Annotated in this window: 14 protein-coding genes and 1 pseudogene; 4 read left to right on the top strand and 11 right to left on the bottom strand. The window is 66.1% G+C overall.

What is annotated here, in order from left to right:
* The first annotated feature begins 11 nt into the window (after positions 1-11).
* From GW587_RS23880 to trxC, 4 genes are all read left to right on the top strand, one after another.
* Complete coding sequence (locus tag GW587_RS23880) at positions 12-905, top strand: ABC transporter ATP-binding protein (protein ID WP_166107331.1); 894 nt, start codon at positions 12-14, stop codon at positions 903-905.
* Complete coding sequence (locus GW587_RS23885; protein WP_166107332.1) at positions 902-2473, top strand: ABC transporter permease; 1572 nt, start codon at positions 902-904, stop codon at positions 2471-2473. Before GW587_RS23880 ends, GW587_RS23885 begins: the two co-directional genes overlap by 4 nt.
* A gap of 178 nt (positions 2474-2651) precedes the next feature.
* Entirely contained in the window at positions 2652-3284 is a 633-nt protein-coding gene (gene phaP, locus GW587_RS23890; protein ID WP_166107334.1) for a TIGR01841 family phasin, read from the top strand.
* A gap of 120 nt (positions 3285-3404) precedes the next feature.
* Positions 3405-3863 (top strand): thioredoxin TrxC, encoded by a 459-nt coding sequence (gene trxC, locus GW587_RS23895; RefSeq protein ID WP_166107336.1) that lies wholly within the window; start codon positions 3405-3407, stop codon positions 3861-3863.
* On the opposite strand, the gene GW587_RS23900 is transcribed toward trxC, so the two are convergent.
* The 11 genes and pseudogenes from GW587_RS23900 to GW587_RS23950 all read right to left on the bottom strand — a co-directional run bounded on the left by GW587_RS23900 (position 3864) and on the right by GW587_RS23950 (position 13566).
* Positions 3864-4907 (bottom strand): ACP S-malonyltransferase, encoded by a 1044-nt coding sequence (locus GW587_RS23900; protein ID WP_166107338.1) that lies wholly within the window; start codon positions 4905-4907, stop codon positions 3864-3866. It lies immediately after the preceding gene.
* A complete protein-coding gene (locus tag GW587_RS31790) occupies positions 4904-5890 on the bottom strand; it encodes a triphosphoribosyl-dephospho-CoA synthase (RefSeq protein WP_308495403.1) in 987 nt (328 codons plus the stop codon). The genes GW587_RS23900 and GW587_RS31790 overlap by 4 nt, the downstream gene beginning before the upstream one ends.
* Positions 5876-6379 (bottom strand): annotated as a pseudogene (locus GW587_RS31910) (triphosphoribosyl-dephospho-CoA synthase); the annotation flags it as partial. The gene GW587_RS31790 and the pseudogene GW587_RS31910, both read right to left, overlap by 15 nt.
* Positions 6379-7017, bottom strand: a complete 639-nt coding sequence (mdcG, locus tag GW587_RS23915) for a malonate decarboxylase holo-[acyl-carrier-protein] synthase (protein WP_166107340.1) — start codon at positions 7015-7017, stop codon at positions 6379-6381. The gene mdcG and the pseudogene GW587_RS31910, both read right to left, overlap by 1 nt.
* A gap of 19 nt (positions 7018-7036) precedes the next feature.
* Positions 7037-7753, bottom strand: coding sequence for a biotin-independent malonate decarboxylase subunit gamma (gene mdcE / locus GW587_RS23920; RefSeq protein WP_166107341.1), 717 nt, complete (start codon positions 7751-7753; stop codon positions 7037-7039).
* A gap of 1 nt (position 7754) precedes the next feature.
* Positions 7755-8657, bottom strand: coding sequence for a biotin-independent malonate decarboxylase subunit beta (locus tag GW587_RS23925; protein ID WP_166107563.1), 903 nt, complete (start codon positions 8655-8657; stop codon positions 7755-7757).
* Positions 8657-8968, bottom strand: coding sequence for a malonate decarboxylase acyl carrier protein (gene mdcC / locus GW587_RS23930; protein ID WP_166107342.1), 312 nt, complete (start codon positions 8966-8968; stop codon positions 8657-8659). The genes GW587_RS23925 and mdcC overlap by 1 nt, the downstream gene beginning before the upstream one ends.
* A 12-nt stretch (positions 8969-8980) precedes the next feature.
* Positions 8981-10633, bottom strand: a complete 1653-nt coding sequence (mdcA, locus tag GW587_RS23935) for a malonate decarboxylase subunit alpha (RefSeq protein ID WP_166107344.1) — start codon at positions 10631-10633, stop codon at positions 8981-8983.
* Position 10634: 1 nt separating this feature from the next.
* Positions 10635-11984, bottom strand: coding sequence for a TRAP transporter large permease (locus GW587_RS23940; protein ID WP_166107345.1), 1350 nt, complete (start codon positions 11982-11984; stop codon positions 10635-10637).
* A complete protein-coding gene (locus tag GW587_RS23945) occupies positions 11981-12544 on the bottom strand; it encodes a TRAP transporter small permease (RefSeq protein WP_371875647.1) in 564 nt (187 codons plus the stop codon). Before GW587_RS23945 ends, GW587_RS23940 begins: the two co-directional genes overlap by 4 nt.
* Positions 12541-13566: a TRAP transporter substrate-binding protein gene (locus GW587_RS23950; protein ID WP_166107347.1), complete on the bottom strand. Its 1026-nt coding sequence runs from the start codon at positions 13564-13566 to the stop codon at positions 12541-12543. The genes GW587_RS23945 and GW587_RS23950 overlap by 4 nt, the downstream gene beginning before the upstream one ends.
* Positions 13567-13635: the final 69 nt, after the last annotated feature.

Genomic DNA, 13635 nt, shown 5'->3' on the forward strand with positions numbered 1-13635 from the left:
ATCGCCCGCACATGCTTGAGATACGCAATGTCGTCAAAACCTACGCGAAGAACGTCAGGGCGGTCGACGACGTCAGTTTGAATCTACAGGCCGGCGTGGTCGGCTTGATCGGCCATAACGGCGCCGGCAAAACCTCGTTGATGCAGATGATCGCGACGCTGACCCGGCCGACCAGCGGGCAGATCCTGTTCGACGGCGTCGATATCGTCGCCAGGCCGGAGGCGATACGCGCGCGGCTGGGCTTTCTGCCGCAGGATTTCGGCGTGTACCCCAACCTGACGGCGCTGGAGTTCCTGCAGTATTTCGCGGCCTTGAAAGGCGTGCGCGATCCGGCGCGTTTGCGGCGCCTGCTGGAGATGGTCAACCTGCACGAGCACGCGGACCGCCAGGCGGCGGGCTTCTCGGGCGGCATGCGGCGCCGGCTCGGCATCGCGCAGGCGCTGCTCAACGATCCGGATGTGCTGATCGTCGACGAGCCGACCGCAGGACTCGATCCGGAGGAGCGACTGCGTTTCCGCCATCTGCTGTCGGAGATCGGCTTCCGCAAGCTGGTGATCGTATCGACGCATATCGTGTCCGACATCGAGAACATGGCCGGCCACCTGGCCATCATGAACAAGGGAAAGCTGGTCGGCTACGATACGCCGGACAGTTTCGTGCGCGAGGCGCGCAGCCAGATGTGGTCGGCGACGGTGGATCCGCAGCATTACGACAGACTGCGCGCGCAGGTGCGCGTGTTGCAGGCGCAGCGCAACGCGCATGGCATCCATCTGCGCATCGCGCATCCATCGTCGCCGTGCGACGGCGCGCTGCCGGCCGAGCCGACGCTGGAAGAGGCGCTGATGACGCAGCGTTATGCAGTGCAGGAAGGCGCGCAACAAGGCGCGCAGGTACAAGCCGCATGAACGCGCTGGCGCTGAAGATGCTGCTGTTGACCGAGGTGCGGCTACGCATGCGCCGCACCGGCACGCTGGTGGCGGTGCTGGCGCTGATCGTCGTCACATGGCTGATGGTCGGCGATCCGGACAAGGGGCAGGCGATGATCGTGGTGGAGAACGCGCGCGTGGCCTACACCAGCAGCTGCCTGGCCTTGGGCAGCGCGGGCCTGGGCGGCCTGTTCATGGGCCTGGCCGGATTCTACCTGGTGCGCGGACGCATGAGTGAAGATGTGCGCAGCGGCGCCGGCTCGGTGCTGGCCGCCACGCAGGTGGGCAACGCGGTGTTCCTGTTCGGCCGCTGGCTCGGCGCGGTCGCCTATCTGTGCGGGCTGCTCTGCATTTTTCTGTTGACCATGCTGGTGCTGCACGTGCTGCGCGGCGACGGGCCGATCCAACTCTTCGTTTATCTGCAAACCTTCTCGCTGACCTTGTTGCCGCTGGTGTGCTTCACCGCCGCGATGGCGCTGCTGTGCGACGCGTGGGCGCCGCTGGCGGGCAAGCGCGGCGACGTGCTGTATTTCGTTTTCTATGTGACGCAGATGGCGGCGCCGATCGCCGTCACCGCGCAGGGGAGCGGCTGGTCGCCGTTGCTGCTGCTGGATTTTTCCGGCCTGGGCTCGATCGTGATGTCGCTGCGCGCGGAAGTGCACACGGACAGTCTGGTGCTCGGCGGCGGCGAATTCGATCCGGCGCTGATCGTGCTGGTGCTGCCGCAGTGGCTGTGGACCACGCGGATGAGCATCACGCGGCTTGGCTCGGCGCTGGTCGCCATGCTGCCGCTGTTGCCGGCCATTTGGCTGTTCCACCGCTTTGATCCGGAACGGGTCAAGGTGCGCGCGGGCGGCGCCGGGCGCTGGTCGCCGCTGGCGCTGCTCAACCGCTGGCTGCGTCCCTTGACGCGGCTGACGCGGCCGGTGTTTGCGCTGTCCGCGCGCACGCCCGGCGTGGCCGGTTACGCGCTGGCCGTGCTGGCGCTGACGCTGGCGTCGAACCCGCTCGCCATCGCGGCGGCGCTGGGATTATTTGTGGCGGGCTGCGTGCTTCCTGGCGCGGCGCTTGGCGGTCTGACGATCGGCGCGATCGCGCTGTGGGGCATCCTGGTCAGCGATCTCAGCGTGCGCGACCGGCAGCATGATGTGGACGCGATGAGCGCGGCCGTACCGGGCGGCGGCGAACGGCGCTTCGCGGCGCAGCTGTTGGCATCGTGCCTGCTGGCGCTGCTGTTCACCGCGCCGGTGCTGCTGCGCTGGCTGTCGAGCGACGCGGTCCGGGGCGCCGCGTTGTTCAGCGGCGTGCTGATGCTGGCGGCCGCCGCGAGCTTGCTGGGCAAGTTGTCCCGCACATCGCGCGCCTTCCTTGCGCTGTTCCTGTTCGCGATGTATGTGGCGACGCAGGCGGTCAAGGTGCCGGCGTTGGATGTCGTGGGATTCAACGGCGTGGCCACCGCGCAATCGGTGTTGACGGAGCTAATCATCGGCGCGCTGCTGCTCGCCGCTGGGCTCTGGCATGAGCGGTGGCGGGCCGCGAGGAATTGAAGAAGGAATCGATTAGGAATAATCCGGTTTAAAAAGTTCCATGGACTGGTTGGCCGCACGTTTGACGTAGATCAAACGTGTCACATCTCGCTAACGTAGCCTTGGCATTCGCGCTGCAGGCGCGTCGTCGAAACCGGTTCGACATTCTCCAGGCCCATTCACTTTTTAGAGGAACTCCATGTATCCATTTGCCCAAAGCGTTACCCCAGCCGCCAAGAACCATCTTGAAGCGCAACTGTCGTTCTTTAACGACGTGTCGAAGTCGTTGTTCCGTACCTATCAACAGTACAGCGATCTGAACATCCAACTGGCGCAGACCCTGCTGGAAGAATCCACGTCGGCGGGGCAACACGTCATCACGTCGCATCGGGCCACCGAGGCGATCGCCGCCGTCGCCCAGCATGCCCAGCCGACGGCGGAAAAACTGCGTTCCTATCAACAGCACCTGTCGCGCATCGCCGCCGACACGCAGGTCGACCTGTCCAACGTGACGCAAGAGCATGTGCAGGAAACCAGCCGCACCGCCAAGGCCTTGGCCGAAGAGGTGGCGCGCGTGACGTCGGAAGAAACCGAAAAGAGCCTGCGCAACCAGAAGGAAGCGGTGGACAAATTCACCGATCCCTTCTTCGCCCATGACGGCTCGCGTCAGTCGCGCGGCAACGAAATGCGCAGCCCCGGCCAATCGCTGCAGAGCGGCCAGAACGGCGATGGTCGTGAGGGCGGCAATATGCAAGGCGGACAGCCTCCCCAAGCCCAGGCCGCGCAAGCCGCACAAAGCAGCAAGCAACAAGGCGCCCGCAAAGAAACTTGATCTGATCGGCCAGAGTAGCCGACGTTGAATTAGGCCGCGCATGCGATTTCTCGTCGTGTGCGCGGCATTTTTTTTGCTCATGCTTTATCATGATCGGCTTGTTGCTGTCTGGAGATGAAGATGACGAATTCCACCACCGCGCAGCCTGAGTCGCTGCATATAGTCTGTCCGCATTGCGATGCGGTCAATCGCGTGCCGGCCGCCAAACTGGCGGCGGATCCTGTGTGCGGCAAGTGCCAGAAGGCGCTGTTCACCGGCCAGCCGGTGGATCTGTCGAGTGCGCGCTTCCTCAAGCATATCGAGCGCAGCGATATTCCGGTGCTGGTCGATTTTTGGGCGCCGTGGTGCGGGCCTTGCCGGACCATGGCGCCGTTCTATGCGCAAGCGACGCAGCGGCTGGAACCGCGGTTCCGCGTGGTCAAGGTGGATACCGAGGCGTCGCAGGATATCGGTGCGCGCTTTGCGATCCGCAGCATTCCGACGCTGGCGTTGTTCAAGGGCGGCCGCGAGGTGGCGCGTCAGCCGGGGGCGATGGACGCCAGCAATATCATCGCTTGGGCGACGCAGAACAATCGCTGATCAGTCTTCGGCGGCGCGGTTCAGCCATTTGCCGATGCCGTCCAGCGTGCGGAAGTCGGCCACCGAGCGGCTGTTGATGTGCGGGTGGCGGTTTTGCAGCATGCGCGTGAGCGCGTTGCCGGGGCCGAGTTCCAGTGCGTAGCTGATGCCGGCTTCGGCGGCGGCGTCCATGCAGGTCAGCCAGTGGATTTTTTCGGCCAGTTGGCGGGAGAGCAGGTCTACGGCCTGTGTCTTGTTGCCGACGCTGGCGCCGTTGATGCCGGCCAGGACCGGCGCGGTCATCGGGCCGAAGTTCGTTTGGCGCAGCGCTTCGGCGAATGGGGCGACGGCGCTTTCCATGTAGTGCGTGTGCGATGCGACTTCCACCGGCAGGCGGTTGGCGCGGCCGCCGGCTGCCGTCACCGCTTGTTCCAGCGCGTGGGCGCTTGCGGCGGGGCCGCCGGTGATGCAGCTGTCTTCGCCGGTTTCGATGCTGATCGCGTAGTCGTGGCTTGCGGCCAGCGCGGCTGCGGCTTGCAGCGTCAGGCCGCCGATGCTGACCAGGGCTTGGCCGGGGTGCAGGGCGAGGCTGTCGTCCATCAGTTGCGCGCGGCGGGTGGCGAGGGTGACGGCGTTTTCGGGCGTCAGCGCTCCGGCGACGCCGTAGGCCGCCAGTTCGCCGATGCTGTAGCCGGCCAGCAGCGCGGGCGGAGGCGTGAAGTGGCGGATGGCTTCCCACATGGCGAGCGTGGCCGCCACGATCAACGGCTGGGCGCGGCGGTTGGCGTAGATGTCGTCGGCATCGGTGCCGGGGGCTCGGGCGGCGGTGGGCGTTGACGGATGGCTGAGCATTGCGTTGGCAGCGGCGGGCGGCGGCAGGCTGCCGATGGGCGCGGGGGCGTCGATGAACGTCGGCGGGTGGCTGATCGCGGCGCTGCCGGCGGGCGGCAGCGGCAGGCGGTCGAGCAGGGCGCTGGCGGCGGGGCTGGTGCGGGCCAGGTCGAACATGGCGGGGTGCTGGCCGCCTTGGCCGGGGCACAGCAGGAGTAGTCGCGCGCGGCTCATTTGAGTGTGGCGATGGCGAGCACCAGGCAGCTGGCGGCCAGCAAATCGGCGGCGCCGCCCGGTGACAGGCGTTGTTCGACGAAGATGCGATGGCTTTCCAGCGCGCCGGTTTGCCAGTCGGCGTTGGCGGTACCGCCGGCGTCGATGAAGCGCCGCGCATGTTCCCGAACGGTCTGCGCGCCTTGCGGGCCGGCGCGGTGATAGACGTTGCTATCGCTGATGTGGGCCATCAGGGCGAACAGGGTGTCGATGCGCGCGTGGGACATGCTGGCGCCGCGTGCGCGGGAGGCTTGCAGCGCGGGGACGCCGATTTCAAACACCGAGGGCAGTCCAAGAGCACCTTCCTCACGCGCGCCACTAACCGCATACCGCGCCGCGACGCGCAGGCCATTGCTCATCAACGCGCGGTCCGACGCCGGCGACGCGGCCAGCGCAGCCGGGGCGACCTGCCCAATCCGCGCGACCGAAGCTCCCGACGCGGCCAAAGCCGTCGGCGCAGCCAGCGAGGTCGGCTCGGCCGATGCGCCCGGCGCGGCCAAAGGCGTCAGCGCGGCCGGCGAGGTCAGCGCGGCCGATGCGCCTGGGGCGGCCCGAGGCGTCGGCGCGGCCAGCGCGGCCGATGCGCCTGGCGCGGCCAAAGGCGTCAGCACGGCCGGAGAGTTCGGCGCGGCCGATGCGCCCGTCGCGACCAAAGGCGTCAGCGCGGCCGGCGAGGTCGGCGCGGCCGATGCGCCTGGCGCGGCCAAAGGCGTCAGCGCGGCCGGCGAGGTCAGCGCGGCCGATGCGCTTGGCGCGGCCAAACGCGTCAGCGCGGCCGGCGAGGTCAGCACGGCCGATGCGCCCGGCGCGGCCAAAGGCGTCGGCGCGGCCGGCGAGGTCGGCGCGGCCGATGCGCCCGGCGCGGCCAAAGGCGTCGGGGCGGCCGGCGCGACCGATGTGCGCGACGTGGCTAACGTGGCCGGGGCGATTGGCGCGGCGTGCATCGCGAGTTCTTCGCCCCAGCGGATCAGCATCGCGGCGCGCAGGGCGGCGGGCGTCATCGGGGTGCCTTGGGCGCGGGCGCGGCCGGCGGTGGCGCACAGCATGCCGAGACTGAAGATCGCGCCACGATGCGTGTTGATACCGCGCGTCGCCTTCAGCATCGACGCCTCCGCCGCAATCCCCAACTGCTTCAAACGCGCGAACGGCGCATCATCCCATCCTGCCAAACAGATGTTCTTAAAATAGTGACGCAGCGAGAACAAACTCCGCATGAACGTCACCGCATCCATATCCTCATGACTGCCGCTGTCCACCAACGACACCAACCCAGGCTTGGGATACAAGCAAAGCTCCTGATACAGACTGCGCACGGCCAAACGCGCCACCTCCCGCGAATACGCAAACCGCGCAAGCCGATCGACAGGCCGATCGACAGGCTGCGCCCCAAGCTTGACAGCCCGCGTCCTGGCCGCGACATAGGCCGCGCGCATCACAAGTCCTCCAATGTCGCCAGCAGCGACGCGGTATCCGCCAAGCGCACCGACTGCAACTCCTTGACGATCACCTTGGCCGGATGCGCCATCGCCATACGCCACTCCTTCCACGACACCGCCTGCCCACCGGGGAACACGATCTCGCCATCCAACGGCAACAACGCCGCATGCCGCGACAACAGCGCCACCCCCGCATCCAACTGCGAGCGGCTGGACGGGGAAAACAGCACATCCACATCCGAAGTCGCCGACACATACAACAAGCCAGTCAACGCCTGCATCGCCAGCGAACCATACACCCGCAAACCCAAGCCCGCCGCATCGCGCTCCAGCGCCGTCAAGCGCTCGCGCCAAGGCCCCGAAGACCGCAACGCCGCACGCAGATCCACCGCCGGCGCGGCCCTGCCGATATGCCGCACCTGCGCCCGCAACGAAATACGCAGCTTCTCGCCGGTATCCTCGTCCGGCGGCAACGGCAGGCCCAGACAGACCTCATCGTCACCGACACCGATATCCATGCGCCGCACCACCGCCGGCCAGTCCTGACCTTCCCACAGCTTCAACGCCGCCTTGTGCTCCGGCCGCGCCGCGCCTTGTACCGTACGCCAGCCGGCTTCCTCAAGCCAGATCAGCATGTGGCGCTCAAAGCCGGAATTATGCGGAACGTACATGGCCGTCCGTCATGACGGCATCGATCACAGGCTGCGCCAGCCGCCGACCGCCGCGCTGCAATCCCAACGCGCTGCGCCGGTCGCCATCGGTCGATTGCACCAGCGCCGCCTGCAACTGCGCCGCCAGGTCGCCTTCCCAGATCGCCTCCAGCCCGCCCATGCGCAGATAGTTCTCCGGCCCCGGCGCGAACACCGGATTGGCCTTCGCCAGTTCGGTCAACACTTCCTCAGGCACCTTGGTGATGCGCGCCATCGCCGGAAGCCCCATCACGCGAATGGTCGCATCGGGCAGCGCGTAGCAGGCGTCCGCCATCAGACCGCTGGTGATGAAACCGCCCGACAGCGCCTGGTCGTACACCAGACCGATAATCTTATGACCGTTGCGCCGCGCCAGATCGACGCATTTGCCCAAGTGAGCCATATAGCTATTGATGCCCAACATTTCGTCGCGATGACGCAGACGCTGTCCCTGCGTATCGATCAGCATCAGGATAGGCATGCCCGGATACTCGCGCACCGTGCGCAGGATTGCCTTGGCCTGCGCCAGCGCGATCTCGACGCCTATCGGCGTGTGGCCAGTGGTGCCGATCACGGCCACCGCCGCGCCTCCGACCTGCGCGCTGCCGCACAAAAAGTCATCCTGCTCGACGATCGCATGCCATTCGGGAAACAGCTGATCCGCCAGTTTTTTCCAGTCCATCTCAAACTCCCTGGCGACGGTTTGCCGCCGCCGCGATAAAACTGTCCACGTCCAGCATCGGAATATTGGCCGCCTGCGGCATCTGCATCGCGCTCCAGATATCGACCGGATCGGGCAGCGCGCCGAAGCGCGTCAGGCGATCGTCCAGCATCCGCTGCTCGGCTTCCAATGCTTCGAGCGTCAGCGCGGACGACTGGCCCGCGAACGCGGCGACGGCTTCCTGCGCGGCGGCGCGGAACGCCTCCATGTCGTCGGCGACGATGCGCTGGCAGTCGCCCATCAGGTAACGGTGCTTGCCGCCGGTGCTGCGCCAGACCAGTGCGCGGTCGCGCGAGTCGAATTCCTCGACGCCGTTGGCGGTCTCGATCACTTCCGGGCCGGACATCGCCAGCCGGCCTTCCTCCGACATCACCACCACATTGGCGCAGCGGGTGACGATGCCCATGCCGCCGAAAGCGCCGTTGGAGCCGCCCACCAGCACGACCACCGGCACGCCGGCGGCGCGCGCGTCGAGCAGGGCGCGCATCACTTCGGACACCGCGATCAGGCCGGCGTTGGCCTCATGCAGCCGCACGCCGCCCGATTCCACCAGCAGCACCACCGCCGCGACCTTGTCGGTAACGGCGCGGCGCAGCAGGCCGACCAGCTTGGCGCCATGCACCTCGCCCACCGCGCCGCCCATGAAGCCGCCTTCCTGCGCCGCCGCATACACCGCGACGCCGCCGAGCAAGGCGCGGCCGATGGCGACGCCGTCGTCGAACGCCACCGGCGCGTTCAGCTGCGCCAGGTGCGGGCTGATGACGCGGGCCGACGGCGGTATGAATTCCTCGAAGCTGCCCGCATCGAACAGCTGGTGCAGGCGCTCGCGCGCGCTGGCTTCCTGATAGCTGACCTGGCGCTTCATCATGCGTCTCCCAGCATGGTTTGCACCGCCTGGTCCAGGCGCAGGCTGACCACGGCGGGCGTGGCGCCCATGTCGTTGATCGAGATGCGAGTGTCGGCCAGCAGCCAGCGCTGGTGGAAGTCGTGCATCACCGCCGCCCAGATCGGGCCGAAGCCGACTGCGGCGGTGTTGATCTCGATGGTGCAGGCGCCGTCCAGCGCCGCCGGCTCGATCAATACTTCCAGATTGCCGGAGCCGACCACTCCCACCACTTCCGGTGGCGCGGTCAGGCGGCGGGTGCCTTGTTCAAATCGATAGTTCAGGGTTTCCATCTTCGTGCTCCTTTACCAGTTGCGGAAACGCTTGGGCGGCTGGTATAAGCCGCCCGATGCGCGCACCAGGTCTTTCATGTTGCGGGCGGCCAGCAGATCGCGCGTGGCCAGACGCTTGTCGATGCCCAGATCCTCGGCGCGCTGGATGATGCCCCGGTCGCGCAGATTCTCCACCATTTTCGCATCGCGCCCCAGCCCGACCGGCGTATAGCCCGCCACGCCGCGTATCGCCTGCTCGCGTTCCTCGTCGGTGCGGCACATCAGCAGGTTGGCGATGCCTTCCTCGGTCAGTATGTGGGTCACGTCGTCGCCGTAGATCATCACCGGCGGAATCGCCATCTTGGCCTGCTCCATCAGCTCCCATGCATCCAGCCTCTCGACGAAGGCGGGCTGCATATGCTCGCGGAAGGTCTCGACGATCTGCACCACCAGCTTCTGGCCGCGCGGGATGGTGTTGCGGCCCTCGCGCGCCTGCTGGCCGGCTTTCAGCCACGCCGGACTGGCGTGACGCCGGCCGCGCGCATCGGCGCCCATGTTGGAGGCGCCGCCGAAACCGGCGATGCGTCCCGCCGTCGCGGTCGACGAGTTGCCCTGCAAGTCGATCTGCAAGGTCGAGCCGATGAACATGTCGCAGGCATAGTGGCCGGCGGCCTGGCACATGGCGCGGTTGCTGCGCATGGTGCCGTCCGGGCCGATGGCGAAGACGTCCGGCCGCGCATGGATGTAGTCCTCCATGCCCAGCTCCGATCCGAAGGAGTGCACCGACTGCACGAAGCCCGCCTCGATCGCCGGAATCAGCGCCGGATGTGGGTTGAGCGCCCAGTGCTTGCCGATCTTGCCCTTCAGTCCAAGCGACTCGGCGTAAGTCGGCAGCAGCAGCTCGATGGCGGCGGTGTCGAAGCCGATGCCGTGGTTCAGGCGCTGCACGCCGTATTCGGCGTAGATGCCCTTGATGGCCATCATCGCCATCAGCACCTGGATTTCCGAAATCTGCGCCGGATCGCGCGTGAACAGCGGCTCGATGTAGTACGGACGCGGCGACTGCACCACGAAATCGACCCAGTCGCCCGGCACGTCGACGCGCGGCACCTTGTCGACGATCTGGTTGACCTGCACGATGACGATGCCCTGCTTGAAGGCGGTGGCTTCGACGATGGCCGGTGTGTCCTCGGTATTCGGCCCGGTGTACAGGTTGCCGTGACGGTCGGCCGATTCCGCCGCGATCAGGCAAACGCGCGGCGGCAGGTCGATGAAGTAGCGGCTGAACAGTTCCAGGTAGGTGTGGATGGCGCCGATATTCAGCTTGCCGGCGGAAGCCAGCCGCGCCACCCGCGCCGCCTGCGGGCCGGAGAACGAAAAGTCCAGCCGCGAAGCGACGCCGCGCTCGAAGACGTCCAGATGCTCCGGCAGCGCCAGCACCGATTGCAGCATGTGCAGATCGTTGACCAGCTCCGGATTCAGGTTGGCCAGCGCATGGCCGAGGAAATCGGCCTGCTTCTGGTTGTTGCCTTCGAGGCAAACGCGGTCGCCGCATTCGATGGCCGCGTGCAGCAGATCGGCGATGCGCGCCGCCGGCAGGCTTTTGCCGTCCAGCTCATTGCCCAGCGCCGCTCGGGCGCGCTGCAATCGCGCATCGCGATTTTGCTGCAAGGTGTTCCAGGACATTTTATTTGACTCCCATGATCATGTCGGGCAGGCCGGTGGCGATGGACGGGATGAAGCACAACAGCACCACCGCGACGAACATCAGCACCAGGAAGGGGAACACGCCCCAGATCACATCCTTGAGCGGGATGTCCGGTGCGATGTTCTTTATCACGAATATATTCAGGCCGACCGGCGGATGGATCAAGCCCATTTCCATCACCACCGTCATCACGATGCCGAACCAGATCAGGTCAAAGCCGGCGTCCTTCAACGGCGGCAGGATGATCGGCGCGGTCATCAGGATGATCGAGACCGGCGGCAGGAAGAAGCCGAACACCACCACCATCAGCAGGATCACCGTCAGCAGCAGCCATTTCGACAGGTGCAGGCTGACCACCCACGCGGCGGCGGACTGGCTGATGTGCAGGTAGCTCATCACATAGGAATACAGCAGCGACATGCCGATGATCAGCAACAGCATCGTCGATTCCTTGATCGATGAGGCGAGGATGGGCGACAGGTCCTTCGGCTTCCACACGCCGTAGATCACCGCCAGCAGCACCAGCGCGAGCAAGGCGCCCAGGCCGGCCGTTTCCGACGGCGTGGCGAAGCCGCCGTACAGCGCCACCATCACACCGATCAGCAACACGATGAAAGGCAGCACGCGCGGCAGCATCTCCACCTTCTGCTTCAGGGTAAAGTGCTCATCCACCAGATACGCGGATTTCTCGCCCCCCTTCTGGTAGATGTCGAGCGCCATCTTGTATTCCTTGTGGGCGCGATAGACGGCATAGCCGGCGAACAGCACCACCAGCAGCACGCCCGGTCCGATCCCGGCCAGGAACAAGCGGCCCAGCGACTGCTCGGCGGCGACCGCGTACAGGATCATGGTGATCGACGGCGGCAGCAGGATGCCCAGCGTACCGCCGGCGGCGATGATGCCGGCCGCGAAGCCGGGCGAGTAGCCGCGACGGCGCATCTCCGGAATGCCGGCCGAGCCGATGGCGGAGCAGGTGGCAGGCGAGGAGCCGGCCATCGCGGCGAACAGCGCGCAGGCGAACACGTTGGCGATACCGAGGCCGCCGGGGACCTTGTGCATCCAGGTGTGGATCGCGGAGTACAAGTCCTTGCCGGCCGGGGATTTGCCGATGGCCGCGCCCTTCAGGATGAACAGCGGGATCGACAGCAGCGTGATCGACGCCATCTCCTCGTACACGTTCTGGGTGATCGTGTCGAGCGAGGACGATGGCATGAAGAAGTACATGAAGCCGGTGGCCACGACGCCGAGCGCGAAGGCGATCGGCATCCCGGAGAACATCACCACCAGGGTGACGGCGCCATACAGGGCGCCAAGAGTCAGGTCGGTCATGCCGCGTGCTCCGATTCAGGTTTGTTGGTCATGCGCGCCAGCGTTTGCAGCACGATTTGCAGCGTCAGCAGGGTCATGCCGGCGGCCATCATCGAGTACGGAATCCACAGCGGCGGCGCGAAGGTCGACGAAGTGGTCTGACCGTCGACCCACGCCTCGTGGAACAGCGCCCAGGACTTCCAGGTGAAGAAGGCGCAGAACAGGGCCGAGACCACGTCCACCACGAACAGCCGCACGGCGTTGACGCGGCGCGGCAGCAGGCCCGCCACCGCTTCGATGCCGATATGGCCGCGATGGTACTGGACGTAGGCGGTGCTGAAGAAGGTCACGCCGACCAGCATGAATACCGACGCCTCATCCTGCCAGTCGGTGGGCGCGTGGAAGAAGTAGCGCGACACCACCGAGTAGGTCAGCACGAAGGCGGTCAGCACCAGCGCGATCATCGACAGCAATTGCAGGCCGCGATTGACCTTGTCCAGCATCGCGGTCGCCGCCGCGATGGCGGCGTTGTCCGGCGGCCTGGGGCCGCGAACCGGCCCCAATTCTACGCCATGGCTCACAGCGTTTTCTCCGCCAACGCCAGCAGCTTGGCGCAGTTGGCGTTTTTCTCGCCGTAGTCTTTCCAGGCCGTGGTGCGGGCGATGGCCTGCCATTTTTTCAACGCGGCCGGATTCAGGTCGACCACCTTGGCGTTGGCCTTCTGGTAGACGTTGGCGACCGCCTGGTCGTCTTCCTTGGCGGACTTCAGCGCGAACGCTTCCAGTTCGGCGCCGACCGTCATGATGGCGGCTTGCTGTTCCTTGGTCAGTTTGTCGAAAATCGCCTTGGACATCATCAGCGGCTCGAACATGAACCAGTAGGCGCCGGCGCGGCCGGTGGTCAGCGCCTTCGACACCTCCTCCAGGCGGAACGAGATCAGCGATGTGGAGGAGGTCAGCGCCGCCTCCATCGCGCCGGTCTGCATGGCGGCGTAGATTTCATTCGACGGCAGCGACACCACGGCGGCGCCGGCGGCCTTGAGGATCAGGTCCATTTCGCGCGAGCCGCCGCGGATCTTCATGCCCTTGGCGTCGTCCGGATCGACCACCGGCTTGGTGCGCGACGCGACGCCGCCCGCCTGCCAGATCCAGCTCACCAGCACGATGCCTTTTTCAAGCAGGATGCGGTTCAGTTCCTTGCCCACTTCGGCGTTCTTCCAGCCGTAGGCTTGTTCGTAGGAGGTCACCAGGCCGGGCATCAGGCCGATGTTCACTTCCGGGACTTCGCCGCCGGCGTAGGACAGCGGCACCAGCGACATGTCGAGCGCGCCCTTGCGCATCGATGAGAACTGGGCGTTGGTCTTCATCAGCGAGGAACCGGGGTAGATCGCGAACTTCAGCGAGCCCTTGGAGCGTTTTTCCACTTCGGCGGCGAACATGCGCGTCATGCGGTCGCGGAAGTCGCCTTCGGTCAGGGTGCCGCCGGGGAATTGGTGGGAAATCTTCAGCGTCGTGGTCTGCGCCCACGCCGGCAACGACAACAGCGGGCTGGCGGCCAGCGCGGCCAAGGTGGTAACTACGGACCTGCGGGTGGTAGCGGTCATACGTCCTCCAAGGGTTGATGTACAGAAATATTATCTTTGTTGCATTCGATATGCAATAATCTTTTTTGT

Origin of the sequence: Duganella aceris (assembly GCF_011090165.1) — a bacterium.
GTDB classification, from domain to species: domain Bacteria; phylum Pseudomonadota; class Gammaproteobacteria; order Burkholderiales; family Burkholderiaceae_D; genus Rugamonas; species Rugamonas aceris.

Bases quoted from the DNA above. Each gene is read 5' to 3' on its own strand.
- GW587_RS23940 (WP_166107345.1), bottom strand. From the start codon at position 11,984: ATGACCGACCTGACTCTTGGCGCCCTGTATGGCGCCGTCACCCTGGTG.
- mdcE (WP_166107341.1), bottom strand. From the start codon at position 7,753: ATGGACTGGAAAAAACTGGCGGATCAGCTGTTTCCCGAATGGCATGCG.
- mdcG (WP_166107340.1), bottom strand. From the start codon at position 7,017: ATGCTGATCTGGCTTGAGGAAGCCGGCTGGCGTACGGTACAAGGCGCG.
- mdcA (WP_166107344.1), bottom strand. From the start codon at position 10,633: ATGTCCTGGAACACCTTGCAGCAAAATCGCGATGCGCGATTGCAGCGC.
- GW587_RS23885 (WP_166107332.1), top strand. From the start codon at position 902: ATGAACGCGCTGGCGCTGAAGATGCTGCTGTTGACCGAGGTGCGGCTA.
- trxC (WP_166107336.1), top strand. From the start codon at position 3,405: ATGACGAATTCCACCACCGCGCAGCCTGAGTCGCTGCATATAGTCTGT.
- GW587_RS23900 (WP_166107338.1), bottom strand. From the start codon at position 4,907: ATGAGCCGCGCGCGACTACTCCTGCTGTGCCCCGGCCAAGGCGGCCAG.
- phaP (WP_166107334.1), top strand. From the start codon at position 2,652: ATGTATCCATTTGCCCAAAGCGTTACCCCAGCCGCCAAGAACCATCTT.
- GW587_RS23880 (WP_166107331.1), top strand. From the start codon at position 12: ATGCTTGAGATACGCAATGTCGTCAAAACCTACGCGAAGAACGTCAGG.
- GW587_RS23925 (WP_166107563.1), bottom strand. From the start codon at position 8,657: ATGAAGCGCCAGGTCAGCTATCAGGAAGCCAGCGCGCGCGAGCGCCTG.
- GW587_RS23950 (WP_166107347.1), bottom strand. From the start codon at position 13,566: ATGACCGCTACCACCCGCAGGTCCGTAGTTACCACCTTGGCCGCGCTG.
- mdcC (WP_166107342.1), bottom strand. From the start codon at position 8,968: ATGGAAACCCTGAACTATCGATTTGAACAAGGCACCCGCCGCCTGACC.
- GW587_RS31790 (WP_308495403.1), bottom strand. From the start codon at position 5,890: ATGCACGCCGCGCCAATCGCCCCGGCCACGTTAGCCACGTCGCGCACA.